Origin of the sequence: Faecalibacterium sp. I3-3-89, from assembly GCF_023347275.1 — a bacterium.
Lineage (GTDB): Bacteria > Bacillota > Clostridia > Oscillospirales > Ruminococcaceae > Faecalibacterium > Faecalibacterium butyricigenerans.
Genome location: NZ_CP094468.1, coordinates 775749 through 797895, shown reverse-complemented (window position 1 = coordinate 797895; position 22147 = coordinate 775749). Strand labels below are relative to the sequence as shown.

23 protein-coding genes and 1 other annotated feature are annotated in these 22147 nt (G+C 59.2%); of the genes, 12 read left to right on the top strand and 11 right to left on the bottom strand.

Going from position 1 to position 22147, the window contains the following annotated elements; translation table 11 throughout:
• Window positions 1-10 precede the first annotated feature (10 nt).
• The 3 genes from MTP38_RS03805 to agaV are packed head-to-tail and all read right to left on the bottom strand — an operon-like array spanning window position 11 to window position 2166.
• Entirely contained in the window at window positions 11-838 is an 828-nt protein-coding gene (locus tag MTP38_RS03805) for a PTS system mannose/fructose/sorbose family transporter subunit IID (protein WP_227620379.1), read from the bottom strand.
• Window positions 828-1646: a PTS mannose/fructose/sorbose/N-acetylgalactosamine transporter subunit IIC gene (locus MTP38_RS03800; RefSeq protein WP_227620378.1), complete on the bottom strand. Its 819-nt coding sequence runs from the start codon at window positions 1644-1646 to the stop codon at window positions 828-830. Before MTP38_RS03800 ends, MTP38_RS03805 begins: the two co-directional genes overlap by 11 nt.
• Window positions 1647-1689: 43 nt before the next feature.
• Entirely contained in the window at window positions 1690-2166 is a 477-nt protein-coding gene (agaV, locus tag MTP38_RS03795; RefSeq protein ID WP_227620377.1) for a PTS N-acetylgalactosamine transporter subunit IIB, read from the bottom strand.
• A gap of 216 nt (window positions 2167-2382) precedes the next feature.
• Between agaV and MTP38_RS03790 the strand changes: the two genes are divergently transcribed.
• From MTP38_RS03790 to fba, 3 genes are all read left to right on the top strand, one after another.
• Complete coding sequence (locus MTP38_RS03790; RefSeq protein WP_249234314.1) at window positions 2383-3582, top strand: helix-turn-helix domain-containing protein; 1200 nt, start codon at window positions 2383-2385, stop codon at window positions 3580-3582.
• Between the two features lie 124 nt (window positions 3583-3706).
• Window positions 3707-4672: a Gfo/Idh/MocA family protein gene (locus MTP38_RS03785; RefSeq protein WP_249234313.1), complete on the top strand. Its 966-nt coding sequence runs from the start codon at window positions 3707-3709 to the stop codon at window positions 4670-4672.
• 131 nt (window positions 4673-4803) lie between these two features.
• Window positions 4804-5655 (top strand): class II fructose-1,6-bisphosphate aldolase, encoded by an 852-nt coding sequence (gene fba, locus MTP38_RS03780; protein ID WP_227620374.1) that lies wholly within the window; start codon window positions 4804-4806, stop codon window positions 5653-5655.
• A gap of 166 nt (window positions 5656-5821) precedes the next feature.
• On the opposite strand, the gene yajC is transcribed toward fba, so the two are convergent.
• From yajC to MTP38_RS03765, 3 genes are read right to left on the bottom strand one after another with little or no spacing between them, the layout of a single operon-like run.
• A complete protein-coding gene (gene yajC, locus MTP38_RS03775; protein WP_227620373.1) occupies window positions 5822-6109 on the bottom strand; it encodes a preprotein translocase subunit YajC in 288 nt (95 codons plus the stop codon).
• A 3-nt stretch (window positions 6110-6112) separates the two neighbouring features.
• Window positions 6113-6556 (bottom strand): PTS galactosamine/N-acetylgalactosamine transporter subunit IIA, encoded by a 444-nt coding sequence (agaF, locus tag MTP38_RS03770; RefSeq protein WP_149794804.1) that lies wholly within the window; start codon window positions 6554-6556, stop codon window positions 6113-6115.
• 36 nt (window positions 6557-6592) lie between these two features.
• Entirely contained in the window at window positions 6593-7771 is a 1179-nt protein-coding gene (locus MTP38_RS03765) for an SIS domain-containing protein (protein WP_249234312.1), read from the bottom strand.
• Window positions 7772-8082: 311 nt separating this feature from the next.
• Here MTP38_RS03765 and nagA point away from each other — a divergent pair, with 311 nt between their 5' ends.
• Genes nagA through MTP38_RS03750 form a run of 3 tightly spaced genes read left to right on the top strand, consistent with a single transcriptional unit; the run spans window position 8083 to window position 10845 of the window.
• Window positions 8083-9222, top strand: coding sequence for an N-acetylglucosamine-6-phosphate deacetylase (gene nagA, locus MTP38_RS03760; protein ID WP_158402996.1), 1140 nt, complete (start codon window positions 8083-8085; stop codon window positions 9220-9222).
• Window positions 9223-9250: 28 nt separating this feature from the next.
• Window positions 9251-10540, top strand: a complete 1290-nt coding sequence (locus tag MTP38_RS03755) for a class II D-tagatose-bisphosphate aldolase, non-catalytic subunit (protein ID WP_249234311.1) — start codon at window positions 9251-9253, stop codon at window positions 10538-10540.
• A gap of 47 nt (window positions 10541-10587) precedes the next feature.
• Window positions 10588-10845 carry an HPr family phosphocarrier protein gene (locus MTP38_RS03750; protein ID WP_217211774.1) on the top strand — a complete coding sequence of 86 codons (258 nt, stop codon included), beginning with the start codon at window positions 10588-10590 and terminating at the stop codon, window positions 10843-10845.
• Between the two features lie 159 nt (window positions 10846-11004).
• Here MTP38_RS03750 and MTP38_RS03745 read toward each other — a convergent pair whose 3' ends face one another.
• The 4 genes from MTP38_RS03745 to MTP38_RS03730 form a co-directional block, all read right to left on the bottom strand.
• The gene (locus tag MTP38_RS03745) at window positions 11005-11277 is read right to left on the bottom strand and encodes a hypothetical protein (RefSeq protein ID WP_249234310.1); all 273 of its coding nucleotides are present in this window, start codon (window positions 11275-11277) and stop codon (window positions 11005-11007) included.
• 15 nt (window positions 11278-11292) lie between these two features.
• Window positions 11293-12021, bottom strand: a complete 729-nt coding sequence (nagB, locus tag MTP38_RS03740) for a glucosamine-6-phosphate deaminase (RefSeq protein WP_249234309.1) — start codon at window positions 12019-12021, stop codon at window positions 11293-11295.
• Window positions 12022-12192: 171 nt separating this feature from the next.
• Window positions 12193-12924: a TraX family protein gene (locus MTP38_RS03735; protein WP_249234308.1), complete on the bottom strand. Its 732-nt coding sequence runs from the start codon at window positions 12922-12924 to the stop codon at window positions 12193-12195.
• Window positions 12925-12989: 65 nt separating this feature from the next.
• Window positions 12990-13649: a GntR family transcriptional regulator gene (locus MTP38_RS03730; protein WP_249234307.1), complete on the bottom strand. Its 660-nt coding sequence runs from the start codon at window positions 13647-13649 to the stop codon at window positions 12990-12992.
• A 291-nt stretch (window positions 13650-13940) separates the two neighbouring features.
• Here MTP38_RS03730 and MTP38_RS03725 point away from each other — a divergent pair, with 291 nt between their 5' ends.
• Together MTP38_RS03725 and asnB are read left to right on the top strand one after the other, a co-directional pair.
• Complete coding sequence (locus MTP38_RS03725; RefSeq protein ID WP_227620364.1) at window positions 13941-14426, top strand: Fur family transcriptional regulator; 486 nt, start codon at window positions 13941-13943, stop codon at window positions 14424-14426.
• Between the two features lie 13 nt (window positions 14427-14439).
• Window positions 14440-14708 (top strand) — a binding site (T-box leader).
• A 116-nt stretch (window positions 14709-14824) separates the two neighbouring features.
• Window positions 14825-16411 (top strand): asparagine synthase B, encoded by a 1587-nt coding sequence (gene asnB, locus MTP38_RS03720; protein ID WP_249234306.1) that lies wholly within the window; start codon window positions 14825-14827, stop codon window positions 16409-16411.
• Between the two features lie 295 nt (window positions 16412-16706).
• On the opposite strand, the gene MTP38_RS03715 is transcribed toward asnB, so the two are convergent.
• Window positions 16707-17465, bottom strand: coding sequence for an Ig-like domain-containing protein (locus MTP38_RS03715; RefSeq protein ID WP_249234305.1), 759 nt, complete (start codon window positions 17463-17465; stop codon window positions 16707-16709).
• A 217-nt stretch (window positions 17466-17682) separates the two neighbouring features.
• Here MTP38_RS03715 and MTP38_RS03710 point away from each other — a divergent pair, with 217 nt between their 5' ends.
• The 4 genes from MTP38_RS03710 (at window position 17683) to MTP38_RS03695 (ending at window position 22112) form a co-directional block, all read left to right on the top strand.
• Window positions 17683-17985: a Dabb family protein gene (locus tag MTP38_RS03710; RefSeq protein WP_158400089.1), complete on the top strand. Its 303-nt coding sequence runs from the start codon at window positions 17683-17685 to the stop codon at window positions 17983-17985.
• Between the two features lie 354 nt (window positions 17986-18339).
• Window positions 18340-20337: a methionine--tRNA ligase gene (gene metG, locus MTP38_RS03705; protein WP_249234304.1), complete on the top strand. Its 1998-nt coding sequence runs from the start codon at window positions 18340-18342 to the stop codon at window positions 20335-20337.
• 3 nt (window positions 20338-20340) lie between these two features.
• Window positions 20341-21300, top strand: coding sequence for a DMT family transporter (locus MTP38_RS03700; RefSeq protein ID WP_249234303.1), 960 nt, complete (start codon window positions 20341-20343; stop codon window positions 21298-21300).
• Window positions 21297-22112: a TatD family hydrolase gene (locus MTP38_RS03695; RefSeq protein ID WP_249234302.1), complete on the top strand. Its 816-nt coding sequence runs from the start codon at window positions 21297-21299 to the stop codon at window positions 22110-22112. The genes MTP38_RS03700 and MTP38_RS03695 overlap by 4 nt, the downstream gene beginning before the upstream one ends.
• Window positions 22113-22147 lie beyond the last annotated feature (35 nt).

The window sequence follows — 22147 nt, the reverse complement described above, 5'->3', positions numbered from 1 at the left end:
CAGCTTTGAATTAAGCGAAGATACCAAAGAATGCGCCGACCAGACCGATGACCAGCAGCAGAGCGATGCAGGTAACGGGCTTCCAGTTCTTCTTCTTCATCAGGAAGAACAGGCCGAGGGTCAGAGCCAGAGGGATCAGCTTGGGCAGGACGCCATCCAGAATGCTCTGGATAACGATGGGGCTGTCGCCGTTCTCGATAACGGTAGCAACGGTGGTGCCGCCGTAGTTGGAAGTCAGAGCACCGACGATGAAGACGCCCAGCATGGAAGCTGCACGGGTGAACTCCTTTGCGTTGGCAGTCAGGATGTCGATTGCCTTGGTGCCCAGATTATAAGACCAGTACATCAGGAAGAAGCGGCATGCGAACTGCACGATGTTGAAGATCAGCAGGAACATGATAGGACCAGCAAGCGATCCGTTGATGGCCATGTTCGATGTGATACCTGCGGTGATAGGAACCAGAGTGAACCAGAAGATTGCGTCGCCGATACCGCCCAGAGGACCCATAGCGGCAACACGCACGGCACGAATGGTTTCGATGTCAGCCTTCTGCTGTTCCAGAGAGAGGATGATGCCCATAACGAAGGTAACGAGGAAGGGGTGAGTATTGAAGAACTCAAGGTTATGCTCCATGGAGAGCTTCAGGTCTTCCTTGTTATCGCTGTGGATCTTTTCCAGACCGGGCAGGATGCAGTACAGCCAGCCGGCAGCCTGCATACGCTCGTAGTTGAAAGATGCCTGCAGGTTCAGGGAACGGAACACCATCTTATTCAGCGTAGCCTTATCCAAAGGCTGCGCGGGAGTCAGATTGTTGTAATGAGTTGCATTAGATGCCATCTTCGTCGTCGCCTCCATTCGCAGCAAAACCAGAACCAGCAGCCTGCTTGATAGCAACGCGAGTCTGGTAGTCGTACAGAGCAATTGCAATGCCCACAAATGCGATCAGCAGCAGAGCAGAGCCGGACAGTTCGGGGATGTAGCCGATGATGGTTGCCAGAGCAAAACCAGCAAAGTAGATGCCCCAGAACTCGTTGGACAGCATGATACGCAGCAGGGTTGCGAAACCGACGAAACGCATCATACCACCGGCAGCGCCCAGACCAGCCATGACCCATGCGTACTTCGCAGCGAGGTTGCTCAGGGTAGTGCCCATTGCAGAGCCGCCCAGCATACCGAGGGTGCAGACAACTGCAAACAGCAGGCCCAGCAGAGCCATTGCCATATAGTTCAGACGGACGATGCCCTTGGTGTCGCCCTTTGCTGCCAACTGGTCAGCTTTGGACATCATGGGGGACATGAGGGTGAACAGGAAGGTAACCATGTACTGGCCGATCAGAGCGAAGGGAACTGCCAGACCGACAGCAGCGGTGGTATCCAGATGAGAAGAGATCGCAAACACGGCAGCCATGACGCCGCCGATGACTGCGTTTGGCGGCTGAGCGCCGCCGACCGGCATGTTGCCGATGGTCATCAGCTGGTAAGTACCGCCAACGATCAGACCGGTGGGAAGATCGCCCAAGATCGCACCGATGACAGCACCGGAAACGATAGGCTGGTACAGGGATTCCAAGAAATCAAACTGGTCGATGGCCACGATAAAGACCCACACAAAGACCAGAATGATCTGAAGTGCACTAAAGCCCATAATAAGTACTCCTTTTCAAGTATTTAGGAGAGCAGCCGTCTGTTTACTTGAACAGCTTGTCGGTGCTTTCCGCGTGTTCGGTAGGAACGCGGCGGATCTCCAGCTCCACACCAAGCTCCTGCAGCCGCTTGAAAGCAGCCACATCGGCGTCGTCAACGGCGACGGAACCTGCAACCTGACGCTTACCTTCTGCCATGTGCATGTTTCCGATGTTGACTTTCTTGATGGGGACGCCACCCTCCACCAGCTTGACGACATCCTGCGGGTTCTCGCAGACGATGAAGATCAGCTGCTTGGCGCTGGCCTTGTGGATGGTATCGATCGTCTTCTGGATGGTCCAGTAGCGCATTGCAGCGTAGGCGGGAGCAGCCATATTCATCAGGCCCTGACGCAGGCTGTTGCCAGCCACCTCGTCGTTGGCCACCAGAATAAGGTTTGCACCAATGGCGCCACACCACTGCGTTGCGACCTGACCGTGCACAAGACGGTTGTCGATCCGCGTAAGAACAATGTTCGGCATTCTCAAATTCCTCCTTGAGTTTTTTGTCTGAGTTTCCAATTCAGAGTAACTACATTATAGGCTATATTTGAACAAATGTCTTTATATTTTTTAACAAACTGTTTCGAAAAAACGGTTAAATTCAGCGAGTCTCATTACAATCTACCAAAAAAGTGCAAATAAGACTATTCAAATTGCCAAAAAAATGATATACTTTTTCAGTAAGGAGGGATTTGAATGCAACGCGAAACTTCCAACGACAGTTTTCTGGATTACGGCTCGGTCTATCATCAGCCCATCGACCGCGAACACCCGGAGCTGATCCATCAGACAATGGTCGCCATCACCCGCCGCTATGTCTCCCAGTTCTACTGCTTCAACTGCGATACCTATTTACAGGTAAAGGAGGGCATCGGCGTGCTGCTGGTCTCCCACACGGCGGACGCAGCCGCCGTGGAGGAGTTTGCCATGAACCGGCTCATCCACATCAAGCCGAACGTCTACTTCGCCGTCGTTTCCACGACCCAGAAGCTGGAATACGACCTCTACGCCGAGAGCAGTTATTCGCTTCACATCACGGACTTTCCTTCCCAGTACGAATTTCTGGCCGTCCTGCCCCGCATCGAGATCCAGAAGATCCTGGGCTACTACTACCGCATCCGCACCGAGAATTATTGCTTCAAGGGGGAGCAGCACGATTTCTTCGAGCTGACCTATGTGGACACCGGTGAGCTGGAAACGGAGGTGGACGGTGTGCTCTACTACTTAAAGGAAAAAGACCTGATGATCTACGGCCCGGGCCAGTTCCACACCCAGTACACCGACGAAGAGCACAGGGCCTCCTATATGACCATCCTCTTCGATATGCGCAACCTGACGCCTGTGGAGCGGGAGGTCTGGTACGACGCCCTCATCAACCGGGTGTTCCACTACGACCAGAAGATCAACACCTTATTAAAAACCTTCGTCCGGGAGAGCACCACCGGTATCCCCTATATGAACAGCCTGATGCTCTGCCTGCTGACCGAGACCATCATCCGTCTGCTCCAAGGCACCTACGCCTCCCCCATGACGTCCGCCAGCAGCACAGCCCACCAGAGCGCGATGGACGAGCTTTTCGACCGCATCATCGCCTACATCCACGACAACATCTACGACCCGCTGACCATCCCGGAGATCTGCGAGCACTTTTCGCTGTCCCGGTCGGCCCTGCAGCTGCTGTTCAAGAACTCGGTGGACCAGTCCCCCAAAAAGTATATCAACGACAAAAAACTGGAGCGCAGCTGTCAGATGCTGCTCGAGAACCGCTACACCATCAGCGAGATCTCGCTGCGGCTGGGCTACAGCTCTATCCACTATTTCTCCAAATCCTTCAACATGAAGTACCATATGTCCCCCAGTGAGTTCGTCAAGCAGAACTGTCAGGCCAGTCTCTGATACTCATTATATATAGCAGTTTGCGTTTTTAATGCACAGGCAACATCCGCAAACTGCATATCGCAAATATGCTATTCTGATAGGCGCTATTTTTGAAAATTGCGATAGAAGGAGGAGCACCCATATGAACCTCGGCATCCTCGGCACAGGCTCCATCGCCCGCACGATGGCGGCGGAGTTTGCGAAAGTCCCCGCATTCCACTGCGCGGCGGTCTGCTCCCGGCAGAAGGCCACCGGCGAGGCGCTGGCCCAGTCGTTCGGCATCCCGAAGGTCTACACCGACTATGACGCCATGCTGGCCGACCCGGACATCGACCTCATTTACATCGCCACCCCCAACAGCCTCCATTACGGGCAGGCCAAGGCGGCGCTTCTGGCCGGGAAGAACGTCCTCTGCGAAAAGCCCTTCGTGCCCACTGTGGCCGAGGCCGACGAGCTGATCGGTCTGGCCAGAGAGCGTCATCTGTTCCTCTTCGAGGCCATCACCACGGCCCATCACCCCAACTATGCCCTCGTGAAGGAGCACCTGCCCGACATCGGCCCCCTCCGCATCGTCTCCTGCACCTTCTGCCAGTATTCCAGCCGGTACGATGCCCTGCTCTCCGGGCAGGTGCCGCCGGTGTTCGACCCGGCCTGCTGCGGCGGTGCGCTGATGGACCTCAACCTTTACAACGTCCACTTCGTGGTGGGCCTGTTCGGCGAGCCGATGTCGGTCAGCTACCACCCCAATCTTTACCGGAACGGCATCGACACCAGCGGCATCCTCCTGTTGGAATACCCGGACTTCCTCTGCCAGTGCACCGGCGCGAAGGACTGCGCCGCGCCGGGAAGCGTCCAGCTGGTGGGCGAAAAGGGCCGCATCCTCATCGAGCCGGGCAGCAGCAACTGCAAGAAGCTTCTCCTCGACCGCCCCGGACAGGAGACGTTCTCCCGCGAATGCGACGAGTCGCCGTGGTATTATGAAGTATCGGACATCGCCGCCCTCCTCGCCGCCAAGGACTATGACGCCTGCTATCAGGCGCTGGAAAAGACCCGTCAGGTGGTGTCGGTCCTCGAGGCCGCCCGGCAGGACGCACAGCTGGACTTTTGAAAAATCAACCGCAAATGACAAACTCTTTAGCGTTTTTGCTCTTGCCAAATTAGCCGAGACTATCTATAATAAGGATGAATCGTTAAACTCTTAACGCTTTTGAAGAAGGTAAGCTATCAGGAGGTTTTACTATGTCTTTAGTTACGACCAAAGAGCTGATGCTCGACGCACAGAAGAACCATTACGCCATCGGCGCGTTCAATGCCGAGAACATGGAGATGGTGCAGGCCATCATCGCCGCTGCCGAGGAGCTGCGCGCTCCCGTCATCGTCCAGACCACCCCGGGCACCCTGAAGTATGCTTCTCCGGCCATGTTCCACGCCATGGTGGCCGCCGCTGCTTCTGAGGCCAGCGTCCCCGTCGTGATGCACCTCGACCACGGCAGCAGCTACGAGCTGGCCATGCAGGCCTTCCGCGCCGGTTACACCTCCGTCATGATCGACGGCTCGCACCATGTCTTCGAGGAGAACATCGAGATCACCAAGTCCGTGGTTCGCGCCTGCCACGCCGCCGGCATCCCGGTGGAGGCTGAGCTGGGCAAGGTCGGCGGCAAGGAAGACGACCTTGACGGTGGCAATGGCAACGGCTACACCGTCCCCTCCGAGGCTGCTGAGTTTGCAGAGCGCACCGGCGTGGACTCTCTGGCTGTCGCCATCGGCACCGCCCACGGCGTCTACAAGGGAACTCCCAAGCTGGATATTGAGCGCCTGAGCGAGATCCGCAAGGTCGTGTCTGTGCCTCTGGTGCTGCATGGCACCTCCGGCGTGCCCGACGATGCCGTCCGTGAGTGCGTTGCACGCGGTATGTGCAAGGTCAACTACGCCACCGACCTGCGCATCGCCTTCAGCAAGGGCCTGAAGGAATACCTCGCCAAGGATCCTGAGGTCTTCGACCCGAAGAAGTACAGCGCCGTCGGTCGCGAGTACGTCAAGGAGTATGTCAAGAGCAAGATCCTTGTCTGCGGCAGCAACGGCAAGGCTTAATCACATAAAATCGCAGCGGGAGCGGACGCCCTTCGGGACGTCTGCTCCCGTTTTTTTGCTGCACAAATGACAAGACCCCCGCAGAATGCTGTGATGCTTCTGCGGGGGTCCTGTCGTTATGAAAGAAAGGTAAAGTATATAGCAGAATACAGGGGGACGCTGCTGCTTACTTCAGCAGGCTCTGGACTGCATAGCGGGAGATGGTGATGATGACCTTGGGGGCCACCTCCACCCGGAGGGTATCTTCGTTATCGATGCTGACTACCTTGCCGTAGACGCCGCCTGCGAACATGATGTGGGAGCCGACCTTCAGCCCCGTGTGCACCTCGCCCAGCTCCTTGCGCTTACTGCGCACGTTCTTGGCCGAGATGGCATAGAGAATGAGGCCGATGACTCCCATGAGCACAGCCAGCGTGATGCAGGTCCAGAGGATCACTTCCCAGTTGATGGCCATAGATCAGATCCCGTCACTTTCTTCAGACTCAGTCTCGGCAGTGGCAGCCTCCAGCTCAAACAGAGCGATGCAGTCCCTGCCGGTCTCGATCAGTTCATCGGCCAGCGAGCGGGGGTCATCCTCCATGTCCAGCATGGTCACAGCGGTAACGATCATGGGCAGGTTGGTGCCTGCGATGACCTCGATCTTCTGCTCCGGGCGTGCATACTTGCACTCCACAGCAGTCTTGAAGGGAGAGCCGCCGGGCAGGTCGGACAGCACCACGACGCCGTCGCAGCTCTTGAACTCGTCAAACGCCGCGTTGAACTTCTCGGCCAGCTGCTCGGGAGTCATCCCCTCTTCAAAGTTGATGTAGCGGACATAATCATTTTCGCCCGCGATCATCTGCGCAGAGGTGTGGATACCGTCTGCAAAATGGCCGTGGCCGGTAACTACCAAACCGATCATACTCGTTGCCCTCCTGAATTTATGACGTTGTTTTGATTATTTCAGCGTGTAGGGGTACAGGGTGACGCCCTTGACGACGCGGTTCACCTCGCCGGTGGGGCAGGGGTTGTCCGGGGTGATGCCCAGAGACAGGGACTTCATCAGAGCGATGGTCTGTGCGAAGAGGATGAAGTCCAGACCCAGCAGGACGTTCTCCATGTCTGCGCCGACCTTGATCTGGACGGGATAGTCGGCCAGCTCTTCGATGCCCTCGCAGTCGTGGTTGTAGACGACGGCGATCTTGTTGCCCTTGCGCTGATGGGCCATCTCCTTGACCAGATCCAGCTCGTAGCGGCGGCGGTACTCGTCATCGCTCAGGTAAGCGACGGTCAGGGTGTTGTCGTCGATGATGGACTTGGGGCCGTGGCGGAAGCCCAGCTCGGAGTCGTACATGGTGGCGACCTTGCCGGCGGTCAGCTCGAGGGTCTTCAGAGCGGACTCCTGAGCGACGCCCTTCAGGCCGATGTTGCCCAGATAGACGATGCGGTTGTAATCGAACTCGTCCACGATCTTCTGTGCCAGACCGAACTGGTCGTCGAGGAAGTGCTGGCCAGCCTCTGCCAGCTTCTCCACCTCAGCGGTGATCTCGTCCAGCTTGTCGAGGTTGAAGGCCAGATAGGTGGCCAGATACATATTGCTGTAGCTGGAAGTCATAGCGAAGGACTGGTCGTGGGTCTCGGGGGTCAGGTTGATGGCGAAGCAGTTGTGACGGGTGTTTGCCAGCTTGGACAGGGTGCCCTCGTGGTTGCAGGTCACAAACAGGTGATACAGGTTCTGGCAGACGACCTCAGCGGCCTCCACGTTGCCCAGAGACTCGGGAGAGTTGCCCGAGCGGCCAAAGTTCACCAGCAGGGTGGGCTTGGTGCGGGAGAGGAAATTCTCGGGAGAGGGTACAAGGTCGGTAGAAGCGTAGGACTTGACCTTATAGTTATACTTGGGGTTCAGGTCCTGAAAGAGAGAGTTGCCGACGAACTCGCTGGTGCCGGCACCGGTGAGGACGATGTCGAAATCATCCTGCTTGACGACCTGATCGATAAAAGCCTGAAGCTCATCCTTGCAGGCGGCCAGCTGGGCGCAGGTCTTGCGCCATGTTGCAGGCTGCTGATAGATCTCGTGGGCCGTAAAGGTGGAAGACGTCTCCTTCATCTTCTCATCGGTCAGATTAAAAATGCTCATCCTAAATCTACCTCCTAATGGACACGGTAAAACTTTTTTCTGATAATTCCATAGCAGAGCTGTTCCGCTCTCTTTTGTTTGTTATATCACATTCAAACCGCAGAAAACAAGGGGGTAACTGAAAGCCATAACTTTTTGATTGAAAAAGACAAACTGCCGCCCCGGCATCGGCCTCCCAAGCCGTTTTTTCGCTCATTTTTATAGCTTTTTGCCGAAAGGAATAACAACTCGATTGAAAATTATAAATATTTTTCCAAAGCCTTGCGGTATAATGAAATCAAGCGATCTACCCCAGAAGGAGGGCATTCAAAATGGTAATACAAAGCAAAAAGGTCTGGCTGGCAGACCAGTTCGTCCCTGCTGCCATTGAGGTGAATGACGGCAGGATCACCGCCATCCTGCCCTATGGCACCAAGGATGTGGACGACGATTACGGCGACAAGCGCATCGTCCCCGGCTTCATGGACATCCACTGCCATGGTGCCTACGAGTTCGACACCAACGATGCAAACGAGGACGGCCTGCGCTACTGGGCCGAGCACATCGTCTCGGAGGGCGTCACCAGCTTCCTCGCCACCACCATCACCCAGAGCGTCGAGGTGCTGACCAACGCCGTCACCAATGTGGCGAACGTCATGGAGAGCGGCTACGACGGCGCAGAGATTTTGGGCATCCACTTCGAGGGTCCCTACCTCGACATGAAGTACAAGGGCGCACAGCCCGACCAGTACATCGTGAAACCCACCATCGAGCAGTTCGAGCACTACCAGAAGGCGGCCCGGGGCCACATCCGCTATGTCACGCTGGCCACCGAGCACGATGAGGACTTTGCCCTCACCCGCTATCTGACCGCCCACGGCGTGGTGGTCAGCATCGGCCACAGCGGCGCCACCTACGAGCAGGCCGTCATGGCCTATGCCAACGGCGCGCGCTCCATGACCCACGTTTATAACGGTATGTCGCCCTTCAACCACCGCGCCAACGGTCTGGTGGGCGCGGCCTACCGCATCCGCACCATGTACGGCGAGATCATCTGCGACGGCTGCCACTCCACCCCCGCTGCCCTGAACAACTACTTCATGAGCAAGGGGCCGGACTACGCCATCATGATCTCCGACGCCCTGATGGCCAAGGGCACCCCCGTGGGCAGCAAGTACCTCTTCGGCGGCAATGAGATCATCATCTACCCCGACGGCAGCGCCCATCTGACGGCCACCGGCGGTCTGGCAGGCTCTACCCTGAACATCAACAAGGGCCTGCGCATCCTTGTGGAGGAGGCTCTCGTCCCCTTCAACTACGCGCTGAACTCCTGCACCATCAACCCGGCCAAGTGCCTGCATCTGGACGACCGCAAAGGCTCCATTCAGGTGGGCAAGGACGCCGACCTTGTGGTGCTGGAAGACAACTACGACGTCCTGCAGACCTACTGCATGGGTCAGCCCAAGCTCTGAGAAGGAAACACGAAGGAGAAGATCGATCATGAAACATCCGCTTCAGGAAATGATGGACAAGCGCCGTCAGGGCATTCGCTGCGGCATCCCCTCTTATTGCAGCGCCAATGAGCTGGTCATCGAGATCGCTCTGCGCCGCGCCAAGGAGCGCAGCATCCCCGTCCTGATCGAGGCCACCGCCAATCAGGTCAACCAGTTCGGCGGCTACACCGGCATGAAGCCCGCAGACTTCTATCAGATGGTCCTGAAAATGGCCAAGGACATCGACCTGCCCGAGAACATGATGATCCTCGCAGGCGACCACCTCGGCCCCCTGACGTGGCAGAAGCTGCCCGAGGCTGAGGCCATGAAGAACTCGGTGGAGCTGGTCTATCAGTACGCCCGCGCCGGCTTTACCAAGATCCACCTCGACACCAGCATGAAGGTGGCCGACGACCCCGCCGGCCTGCTGAAAACGGAGGTCATCGCGCGCCGCGGCGCAGCCCTCTACAAAGCCGCCATGAAGGGCTACGAGGAGCTGAAGGCCGAGAAGCCCGACGCCATGCGTCCCGTCTTCGTCATCGGCAGCGAAGTGCCCATCCCCGGCGGTGCTACCGAGGCTGAGGACACGCTGGCTGTCACCAGCCCCGATGCTTTCCGCGACACGGTCTCTACCTACCAGCGCGTCTGGACCGAAGAGGGCGTGGGCGACGGCATGAAGGACGTCATCGCCGTGGTCGTCCAGCCCGGCGTCGAGTTCGGCGACGAGCAGGTGTTCGACTATGACCCCGCTGCTGCCGTAGACCTGTGCGCCGCGCTGAAGGAGTTCCCCGACATCTGCTTCGAGGGCCACTCTACCGACTACCAGACCGCCGCCGACCTGTACAACATGGTCACGGACGGCATCGCCATCCTGAAGGTCGGCCCGGCCCTGACCTACGGCCTCCGCGAGGCCCTGTTCTCCCTCAGCATGATGGAGAAAGAGCTTGTCCCCGAGGATCAGCGCGCCAACTTCATTGAGACGCTGGACGCCGTCATGCTGGCCTCCCCCGCCAACTGGGAGAAGCACTACCACGGCGACGAGAAGCATCTGGCACAGTGCCGCAAGTACAGCTACTCCGACCGTGCCCGCTACTACATCGGCCAGCCCGAGGTGGTCGCCGCCATGAACAAGCTGTTCGACAACCTCCGCGCCTACCCCATCCCCATGAATATGCTCCACCAGTATATGCCCATCAGCTACGCCAAGATCCGCGAGGGCAAGCTGAAGCTCGACCCCCGTGAGCTGGCAATGGACGGCATCGTGCAGTTCATGCTGGACTACGAGAGTGCAGTCTAAGCCTTGACCGTCCCATCCCTCTTTCATTGATAAGGAGACTACGACCCATGAAACAGTTCCAGTACACCATCAAAGATGAGCTTGGCGTCCACGCACGCCCTGCCGGCCTGCTGGTCAAGCTGGCCAAGCAGTATACCAGCACCATCACCATCGAGAAGAACGGCAAGACCTGCGATATGCGCAAGCTGATGGCCGTGATGGGCATGGGCATCCGTCAGGGCGAGACCATCACCGTCACCGCCGAGGGCGAAGACGAGGCAGCTGCCATCGAGGCTGTGGAGAAGTTCCTGACCGAGAACGTCTGAGCATCGTATTATAAAAAATGCCGCCGTGCAGTTTGAACTGCGCGGCGGCATTTTTTTATCGCAAGGCAAGAAATTAGTGCAACCTGAAAACAGCATATTTGCGATATGCAATTCAACGCTGTTGCCGTTGCATTAAAAAGTTGAATTGCTATGATGTTCTCAGAGAAGCTTGATGAAGTACAGGATGGCCAGAAGCAGGATGGCACCGCCCGCCACGACGAGGAAGCTGCGGTCTTTTTTGCCCGGCTCCGGCACAGGGGCGGCAGGCTGCTGACCCTTTTTCAGCGAGCCGATGCCGTCGCCCAGCTTCTTGCGCTTGGGGTCGTCGTTCCGGCGGTAGATGCGGTTCAACGTGCCCATGTAGCGGCTGTAGTCCTCCGGCTTGGACTGTTCCTGCAGGGCTTCTGCCGTTTTCTTTTCGTTTTCGTCCATACGCTCCTCCGGGGCTTACAGCAGGCTCAGAGCCTCTTCGTCCGCCACGAGGGTGCAGTCGGGGTGCAGCTGCAAAATCGAACCCGGGCACTCGGGGGTGACAGGGCCGGAGACGACCGCCTTGACCGCCTTGGCCTTGGCCAGACCGTTGGCCACCACCAGCACCTTGCGGGCCTGCATAATGGTCTTGATGCCCATGGTATAGGCCTGCTTGGGGACGAGATCCTCGTTGCCGTCGAAGAAGCGCTTGTTGGCCTCGATGGTGGCCTCGGTCAGGTCAACACAGTGGGTCTCCAGCTCGAAGGCCTCGCCCGGCTCGTTGAAGCCGATGTGGCCGTTGGGGCCGAGGCCCAGCAGCTGCAGGTCGATGCCGCCCACGCTGTGGATGACCTCGTTGTACTTGGCGCAGGCATCAGCCGCGTCGGGGTTGGTGCCGTCGGGCAGATGGACGGCCTCGGGGCGGATGTTCACATGGTCGAACAGGTTCTTGTGCATGAAGCTCCAGTAGCTCTCGGGGTGCTCCTTGGGCAGGCCGCGGTACTCGTCGAGGTTGACGGTGGTGACTTCGGAGAAGTCGAGGTCGCCCTTGTTGTACCACTCCACCAGCTGTGCGTATGCGCCCACAGGGGTGCCGCCGGTCGCCAGACCCAGCACACAGTTCGGCTTCATGATGACCTGCGCGGAGATGATATTGGCCGCCTTGCGGGACATATCCTTGTAATCTTTTGCACGAATGATCTTCATTGGTAGAACCTCCTGATGCATTTTTGCTATCCTACCGCCTATTATACCATATTTTTCAGAAAGGAGTGCCAGTTTTTTGCATTTTCTGTTGTAATTTTGTGTCAACTTTTTATAATTTTCGGTCAGGAACCGCTTCCGTGAGCGGAGTGCAATGCCTGTGAAAACAGCTCCTTACTTTTGGAAAAGCAGGAGGTTCGTGAGGACAGCGAGAAGGAAAAGATGGACGGGGTAGAACCAGTAGAACGCCCACTGTTCGGCCCTTGAGCAGCTACCCCGCTCGCCGCTATAAAACCACACCAGCCCGAAGGCCAGCGGGGCCACCGGCTCGAAGAGGGTGAAGACTACGCCCGCGATGCACTGGGCCACCCGGTCTTTCCGCGTCAGATAGAGGGCGAGGATGAGGGCCATCCCCATCACGTCGTAGTCGCAGCGGAGCAGCGCCGCCGCCCCGGTGCAGGCTGCCGCGCAGAGGATGCCCCGGGCGTCCGGCGTCCCCTCCCCGGTCCGGAAGGTGTCCAGCGCCTTCATGGCCAGCAGGCCCAGCAGCAGGGTGAAATAGACATTCTGATGCCCCCACCAGACCCCGGAGAAGAAGGCCCAGTCAAAGGGGAACTCACTGAGGAGGGCAAAGCCCAGCATCCGCAGGGCGTATTTCCGGAAGTCGTGGGTGTGCACGAACCCCTCCACCAGCAGGAAGCAGTAGATGGGAAAGGCCAGCCGCCCCGCCATCCGCATCACAAAATCCAGCCGGACGCCGCCCTGCCAGACGGCATTCTGCCGGAACAGGCCGTTTTCCAGCAGAGCCGCGCCGATGTGGTCGATGAGCATGGACAGGCAGGCGATGCGCTTCAGAGCCGTGCCGCTGAGGGAAGGCCCCGGGCGGGCGAGTGTGTTGTGCTCCATTGGATGACCTCATTTCAAAAAAGGCTGCCGCACACATGGTGCAGCAGCCTTTCTGCTCTGTTGATTTACCACAGGCGGATGACCTTGATGACCCCCTCGGCCTTGTCGCGGGCGATCTCCAGATGCTTCTGGAGGGCGTCGGCGGCGGTGTTCCAGTCGCCCTTCAGGGCAGGCTCGAGGATCTCCAGATGCTCCTCGCAGGTCTGCTCCCGGTTGATCATGCTCACCTTGCCGGTCATGATGCGGAACCGGGTGTTCAGGCCGGTGATGCGGTCGTAGGCCGAGCGCATATACTTGTTGGGCAGGGTGCTCATGAGCAGCTCGTGGAAGTCATCGTCCGCCTTGCAGAAGTCGTCGATGATATCCGGGTCGTGCATCATCTGGACAAAGTGCTCCAGCTCCCCGTGGGGGATGTCTGCGCCATAGGTGCGCAGGGCATAAGGCTCCACCAGCAGACGCATCTCGAACATACTGTGCACATCGTCCTCGGTGATGCCGGAGACCATCAGCCCCTTCTTGGGCAGGATGGTGATCAGGCCCTCCTGTTCCAGACGCCCCAGCGCGTCCCGCATGGGGGTGCGGCTGATGTTGCCCATCTCCGCGCAGAGCTTCTGCTCGTTCAGGAACTCGTTCGGGCGGTACTCACAGTTGAGGATCTTGGTCTTCAGGTACTGATACGCCTGCAGCTTCAGGCTCAGCTTTGCCTGTGTTTCCGTCTCTTTCATCTTCCTCTTCTCCAATCATTTCCTGCTGGACGTTCCACACGCGGTCTTCCGGTGCTGCTTGTATCCCTGAAACAATCCAACTATTCTCTCGATTTTATTATCACACAATAGGACATTTTTTACAAGAGTTTCCGCCTAAGTTTGGCTTGATTTCTGTTTTGCCTAAATATCATTCCTCATTTTTGCACATATTTCACAACAGTTTTTGTGCTTATTGTCCGAATCTCCCTGTTGTTTTGCATCGAAGAATAAAATGTGATACACTACAAAGAGAAAGAAGGGATCTGCATCATGGCACGAAGCGACGGCTACAACACCAAGACCCGCCAGCTCATCTTAGATTATCTCATCCGCAACCGCCAGCACGCGGTCAGCGCCTCCAACATCCTCGAGCATCTGGAGGCCGAAGGGGCCAGCCCCAACCCCACCACCGTCTACCGCTATCTGGACAAGCTGGCCGGAGAGCAGCGGGTGATGAAATATGTGGCCGACAAGGGCGAAAAGGCCGTGTTCCAGTATGTGGACGAGGGCCGCCACTGCCGGGAGCACCTGCACCTCAAGTGCGTGCGGTGCGGGCGCATCTATCATCTGGACTGCCACTTCATGGACGAGGTGCGCGCCCACCTGATGGCCGAGCACGGCTTCACCCTGCAATGCGAGGGCAGCGTTTTGTATGGTATGTGCCGCAGCTGCGCCGCAAACGAGGCTCAGGACGGGCAGGCTGCACAAACCTGTAAAAATTGCTGCGCAGAGGTTGACACGGAGAAAAAGCAGTGATACAATTCTCGCAAGAAAAGCGTTGAACGGGAAAAGTAAGGCCCAAGCGCCCTCTTCCAGAGAGTGCGGGCAGGTGTGAGCCGCGCAGATGGCCGGGCCTGAACGAACCCCCGTGAGCTTCCCCCTGAACCCCCGGGTGCTGTGGCGCTGCGGGCAGTAGGGGCAGACGTGCGCCGCTCGTTATCGCGGCAGTGCTTTCAACGGGGAGAGCGCACAAAGTGACTGGCAGGCTCTGCCGGTAATTTAGGTGGCACCACGGATACGGCAGCATTCGTCCTAGCAACAGGACGTTTGCTGCCGTATTTTTTATTTTATCCGCCTCCCCGCCGGGACGAAGAAGGGAAAGCTTCGCAGGCGTGACGGAGAAGTCAAAAACCAACATAAGAGGGGTAAGAAATATGTGCTGTGTGATCGGCTATACCGGGCACGATATCAGTGCCGACAAATTCAAAGAATACCTGATGCGCACCGTCTCCCGCGGGCCGGACGACCAGCGGGTCGTGGAGGGGCCTTTCGGCCTGATGGGCTTTGGCCGTCTGGCCATCATGGGCCTGACCCCGGAGGGGATGCAGCCCTTCTACCGCGGGGCCGACTGCGTGGTCTGCAACGGCGAGCTGTACGGCTTCCGCTTTGAGAAGGAGATCCTGAAGCGCCGGGGCTATAAGTTCCACTCCGACTGCGACTGCGAGATCCTGCTGCCGCTCTACTATGAGTACGGTCTGGATATGTTCCGCCACATGGACTCCGAGTTTGCCCTTATCATGTACGACTCCCGCAAGGACCGCCTCATCGCGGCCCGCGACCCCATCGGCATCCGCCCGCTGTTCTACGGCTACTCCAAGTCCAGCCACAAGATTGCCTTTGCCTCCGAGATGCAGAACCTCATCGGCTGGTGCGACGACATCCGCCCCTTCCCCATCGGCAGCTACTACTGCGACGGCCGCTTCGTCCGCTACGAGGACATCGCCGACGTGCCCGCCCCCATGCAGGACGACATGGACACCATCCTGACCAACATCCGCGAAAAGCTCATCGCCGGTGTAGAAAAGCGTCTGGACGCCGATGCCCCCGTCGGCTTCCTGCTTTCGGGCGGCCTCGACTCCTCGCTGGTCTGCTCCATCGCCGCCAAAAAGCTGGGCAAACCCATCCGCACCTTCGCCATCGGCATGGACACCGACGCCATCGACCTGAAATATGCCCGCCAGACCGCCGAGTATCTGGGCAGCGAGCACCACGAGATCATCATCAACCGGGACATCGTCATCCAGAACCTTGAGGAGGTCATCCGGCTGCTGGGCACATGGGACATCACCACCATCCGCGCCAGCATGGGAATGTATCTGCTCTGCAAGGCCATCCACGAGCAGACCGACGTCCGGGTGCTGCTGACCGGCGAGATCTCCGACGAGCTGTTCGGCTACAAATACACCGACTACGCCCCTACCGCCGACGCCTTCCAGCAGGAGAGCCAGAAGCGCATCCGTGAGCTGTATATGTACGACGTCCTCCGCGCCGACCGCTGCATCTCCGCCAACAGCATCGAGGCCCGCGTGCCCTTCGGCGACCTCGACTTCGTCCGGTACGTCATGGCCATCGACCCCGAAAAGAAGCTGAACAGCTACGGCAAGGGCAAGTACCTGCTGCGCAAGGCATTCGAGGGCGACTGGCTGCCGCCGGAGATCCTCTGGCGCGAGAAGGCCGCCTTCTCCGACGCCGTAGGCCACAGCATGGTGGACGACATCAAGGAGTACGCCGAGAGCCTCTATACCGACGAGGAGTTCCAGCTCCGCCGGGCAAACTACTCCGCCCACTGTATGCCCTTCACCAAGGAGAGCCTGTTCTACCGCGAGATCTTCGAGAAATACTACCACGACCAGAGCCGCACCATCGTGGGCTTCTGGATGCCCAACAAGGCGTGGCCGGGCTGCAACGTCAACGACCCCTCCGCCCGCGTGCTGGCAAACTATGGCGCTTCGGGTGTGTAAGAAGCCTCCGAGCCACGCGGGTTATCTGGCCAAGTTCCAAAATATCAGCGTACCAACGCCATAAAACGAACTTTGCCAAGGTGGCAAACTTGTGCCCTGCTGGCAAACTTCGAACTTTGCCAATCTCAGGGAACTTTGCCAAGCTGGCAAAGTTCGATTCTGAACGTATCTATGTTATTATATTGGAACTTTGCCACTTAATTTTCCTCAGTAGAGCAATGGTAAAAGTAAAGCAGGCACGCCGCTCCGGCTTTCCCGGGTGTGTGCCTGCTTTTGTTTTTGTTCCTGTTCCGGCTCAGCCGCCGGAGGTCGCCAGCGCCAGCACACCGGCCAGAACGGCAAAGCCGCCGAGGACGCCGAGGGCGATCTTTACCTCATCGGCCTCGATCTGTTCCTGAATCGCCACCTGCGTGCCGCAGTAGACATTGCAGCAGGCGCTGTGGCCGTCCGGGGTGGTGGCGGTGATCAGGGCCTCCCCGTCCCCCACCGCCGTTACCAGACCAAAGGGGTCTACGGTGGCGGCGGCAGGGTTGCTGGTAGTCCAAGTGATGGGTACTGCGTCACCGTTCTTCACGGCTACGGAAGCTCTCAGGGCCGCCGTGCCGCCGATGTTCTCCAGATACAGCCGCTCCTGATTCAGGGTCACCCGGCCCACGTTGGACACCACCGTTACGTCACACCGCAGGGTGGTGGTGTAGGTGTTGGCCACGATGGTGGTCTTGCCGGGCTTCTGGGCCGTTACGAGGCCGTTGCGGTCTACGGTCGCTACGGCGGGGTTGGTGCTGTACCACTGGTAGACCATATCTCCGTCTGCCACACTGGAAAGATAGAGCTGACGGACGGGGTGCGGGTCGTTGTATTCGATGGTCATATCCAGATAGCTCTGGCTCAGGCGGCTCTCTGCCGCAGCCTCGGCTGCGTTCTCCGCGTCCAGCTCAGCCACAACCGCAGGCAGCTCAGGCGCAGCGGCAGCAGCGCGCAGGGGGCTGGCCGCAGCGCCGAGCAGAAGCGTCACGGCCAGAGCGGCCGCAAGGTGGGTCAGGTGCTTTCTCATCTAAATTTCCTCATGTTCTGGCGGGTACCGGTCGGCGCGGCCCGCAGTTGTCCGCTTGTCCTGCCGGGTGCAGACGCCGCTCTGCCCCGGCTCGCTTTCCTTTCTATTATATCATCCCGTCCTTTCCCGGGCAAACAAAAGCTCTTGCACAGTTTTTGTGCAGATGTTACAATAAGGGCGTCAAAGCATCCCAGCCAACAACAGGAGGATTTTTATTATGGTCAAGCATATCATTCTCTGGCAGCTCAAGGACGAGTATTCCGACGCCGAAAAGGCCGACATCAAGGCGGGCATCAAGGCAGGCCTTGAGGGTCTGGCCGGTCAGATCCCGGGCCTCGTGGAGGTGCACGTCAACATCAACGGCCTGCCCTCTTCCAACGCCGACCTGATGCTGGACACCACCTTCGAGTCCGCCGAGGCGCTCAAGGGCTACTCCAAGCATCCGGCCCATGTGGCCGTGGCCGATAGCAAGGTGCGGCCCTATTATAAGAACCGGGTCTGTCTGGATTACGAGGTCTGACACATTATCATTGACAAACCCGCCGATTTTGCGTATATTAAATATAATAATGTAAACTGGCTGTGAAGAGAAGAGTACGCCTCGTCTGCGCCTGACAGAAAGCCCGAAGGATGGAACCGGGCAGGCCGCGCGATGCCGAAGATGGTCTCCGAGCTGCGCGGGCGAATCGTTAGCCCGCGACGGGTGCGCCCGTTACCGCGCTCGCCGGAGTTCCGGCGCAAGGCCGCGCCTGCAAGGGCACGGCGAAGCAAGGTGGTACCACGGAAGTTATACGCTCTCGTCCTTGTCCGGCACAGTCGGCAGGGCGGGAGCGTTTTTCGTTCTGAGCGCCAAAAGAAAGGAAGAATCGTTTTCATGAGCGAGCACAAGACATTCTACATCACCACACCGATCTATTACCCCAGCGACAAGCTGCACATCGGCCACAGCTACACCACCGTGGCCTGCGACGCACTGGCACGCTTCAAGCGGATGCAGGGCTGCGACGTCATGTTCCTGACCGGCACCGACGAGCACGGCCAGAAGATTCAGGACAAGGCCGCCGACGCCGGCGTGACTCCGAAGGAGTACGTCGATAAGATCGTCGCCACCGTCAAGGACCTGTGGAAGCTGATGGACATCAGCTACGACCGCTTCATCCGCACCACCGACGACTACCACATGGAGTCCTGCCAGAAGATCTTCACCAAGCTCTACGAGCAGGGCGACATCTACAAGGGTGAGTACACCGGCCACTACTGCAAGCCCTGCGAGAGCTTCTGGACCGACAGCCAGCTGGTGGACGGCAAGTGCCCCGAGTGCGGCCGAGAGGTCTACGAGGCCCACGAGGAGGCCTACTTCTTCAAGACCAGCAAGTACGCCGATCGTCTGCTCAAGCTCTACGAGGAGAACCCCCAGTTCATCCAGCCCGAGAGCCGGAAGAACGAGATGATCGCCTTCATCAAGCAGGGCCTGCAGGACACCTGCGTCTCCCGCACCTCCGTCAAGTGGGGCATCCCCGTCCCCTTCGACCCCAAGCACACCATGTACGTCTGGGTCGATGCGCTGAGCAACTATATCACCGCGCTGGGCTACGGCAACGAGAAGTACAGCGACTACGACAAGTTCTGGCCTGCCGACCTGCACATGGTGGGCAAGGAGATCCTCCGCTTCCACACCATCCTCTGGCCCGCCATGCTGATGGCCCTCGATCTGCCGCTGCCCAAGCGCGTCTTCGGCCACGGCTGGCTGCTGATGAACGGCGGCAAGATGTCCAAGTCCGTCGGCAACGTCGTTGACCCCGTCATCCTCTGCGACCGCTACGGCGTGGACGCCATCCGCTACTTCCTGCTCCGCGAGATCCCCTTCGGCAACGACGGTATGTTCACCAACGAAGCCCTCATCAACCGCATCAACAGCGACCTCGCCAACGACCTCGGCAACCTGCTGAGCCGTACCGTCGCCATGTGCGAGAAGTACTTCGGCGGCACCGTCCACAAGACCGCCGGTGCTGAGGCCATCGACGCCGAGCTGGAGACCATGACCAGCGAGCTGCTGAGCAAGGTCACGGCTGATATGGACAGCCTGACCATCCCGCAGGCCCTGATGGAGATCTTCGCCGTCATCCAGCGCGCCAACAAGTACATCGACGAGACCGCGCCCTGGGCACTGGCCAAGGACGAGGCCAACAAGGAGCGCCTCGAGAGCGTGCTGTACCACCTGTGCGAGGCCCTGCGTGTCTGCGGCATCCTGCTGAACGCCTATCTGCCCTCCACCGCCCCCAAGATGATGGAGCAGCTGGGTCTGACTGCGGCCGACATCGACCTGACCAAGGCCGTCTACGGCGCACAGGAGAGCTACACCGTCCACAAGGGCGAGGCCCTGTTCCCCCGCATCGACGTGGCAAAGGAGATCGCCCACCTGAAGGAAGAGGACGAGAAGCGGAAAGCCGCTGCCGAGGCCGCTAAAAAGGCCAAGGAGGAGGCCGAGAAGAAGGCCGCTGCCCCCGCAGAGGAGAGCAGCGTGGACTTCACCCACGAGGCCGAGATCTCCTACGACGACTTCTGCAAGGTGGAGCTGCGCGTGGCCGAGGTCCGCGCCTGCGAGAACCTGAAGGAGAGCAAGAAGCTGCTCCACCTGACCGTCTTTGATGGCGAGCGGGAGCGCTGCATCCTGTCCGGCATCGCCAAGTGGTTCAAGCCGGAGGACCTCATCGGCAAGAAGCTCGGCATCGTCTGCAACCTCGCCCCCCGCCCGATGATGAAGGGCAAGTACGTCAGCGAGGGCATGATCTTTGCCGCTGACACCGCCGACGGCGGCTGCTCCATCCCCTTCTACAGCGAGGACACCCCCGTGGGTGCCCGCATCCACTGAGCCATGGAGAACACGTCCCTGACCCGCGCCCAGCGGCTTGACCAGATCTTCGGCACGCCGGTGTTCGCGGTGCTGCTGGCCATCTTCTGCAACGTGCTGTGGGGCTGCGCGTTCCCCTTCATCAAGATGGGCTACCGCCTCTTTGCCATCGACCCCAGCAACACGGCCTCCATCTTCTGCTTCGCCGGTGTGCGGTTCATGCTGGGCAGTCTTCTCGTTCTGCTGGGCAGCACCCTGCTCCAGAGCCGGGCACCCACTCTCCCGAGGGGCCGGGTCTTTGCCGAGTGCTGTGTGCTGGGCCTGTGGCAGACCACCCTCCAGTACGCCTTCTACTACATCGCTGTAGCGATGCTCACCGGCGCATTCGGCGGCATCCTGAACAGCACCCAGAGCTTTCTGGGCGTCATCTTCGCCCACTTCCTCTACGGCAATGCCGACCGGATGACCCCCGCAAAGACACTGGGCTGCGCCGTCGGCTTTGCAGGCGTCCTCATCGGCACGCTGGGCAACCACGGCGGCGGCAGCGGCTGGGGCATCTTCTGTATGCTGCTGGCCACCGTCGTCTTCACCCTGTCCGGCCCGTGGAACAAGTCCGTCACCAAAAAGGCGGACAGCTTCGCGGTCTGCTTCCTGAACCTCTTCGTGGGCGGCGCAGCGCTCTTTGTGCTGGGCACGGCCCTCGGCGGGCGTCTGGGCAGTGTGACCCCGCTGGGGGTGCTGGTGCTGCTGTATCTGGCCTTCATCTGCGGCGCAGGCTATCTGCTCTGGGCCTTGCTGATGAAGAACAACCCCGTCAGCCGCATCGCCATCTTCGGCTTCGTGAACCCGGTGGTCAATGTCCTGCTGAGCGCCGTGCTCAACGGCGAGCCGCTGTTCCGCTGGCAGTATCTGGCCGCGCTGGTCTTCGTCTGCGTCGGCATCTGGCTGGTGAACAAGGCCCCCGCCAAGAAGGAGGCTCCATGACCGGCCCCATCTTCGACACCCACGCCCACTACAGCGCCCGCGCTTTCGACGCCGACCGCTTCGCCCTGCTGGACAGCCTGCCTGAAAAGGGCGTCGTGGGCGTCTGCGAGCAGGCCACCCACTCCGGGGACGCCCCCCGGGTGATGGAGCTGGCCCACCGCTATCCGTGGGTGTACGCCGCCATCGGCATCCACCCCGAGAGCCTGCTGGCCCCCAAGGACTGCGGCACAGAGGGGCCTGCCCCGACGGTCTCCGTCTTCGGCGGCGACTGGGCCGCTGAGATGAAGGCCCTTGCGCCCTATTACGACGACCCGAAGGTGGTGGCCGTAGGCGAGTGCGGGCTGGACTATCACTGGCCCGTCCCGAAGGACGCCCAGCTGGCCCTCTTCGAGGCCGAGCTGCGGCTGGCCCTCGAGCTGGACAAGCCCATCATTGTCCACGACCGCAGCGCCCACGCCGACGTCTACGCCCTGCTGAAAAAATACCGGCCCAAGGGCATCGTCCACTGCTATTCCGGCTCTGCGGAGGACGCCGAATGGCTGGCTGCGCAGGGCCTGTACTTCGGCTTCGGCGGTGCCTGCACCTTTAAGGGGGCGAAGCGGGCCGCGAAAGCCATCTCCGCCCTGCCGCTGGAGCGCATCGTCCTCGAAACGGACTGTCCCTACATGGCCCCCGAGCCGGTGCGGGGCACCCGCTGTGACAGCTCCCTCATCCGCTACGTCGGCGAGTACATCGCCAGCGTCAAGGGCCTCTCCCCGGAAGAGGTCTTCCGTCAGACCGCCCAGAACGCCCGGGCAATCTACCAACTGTAAGATTCAGGGCATTTTCCTGTTTCTGTATAAATTTG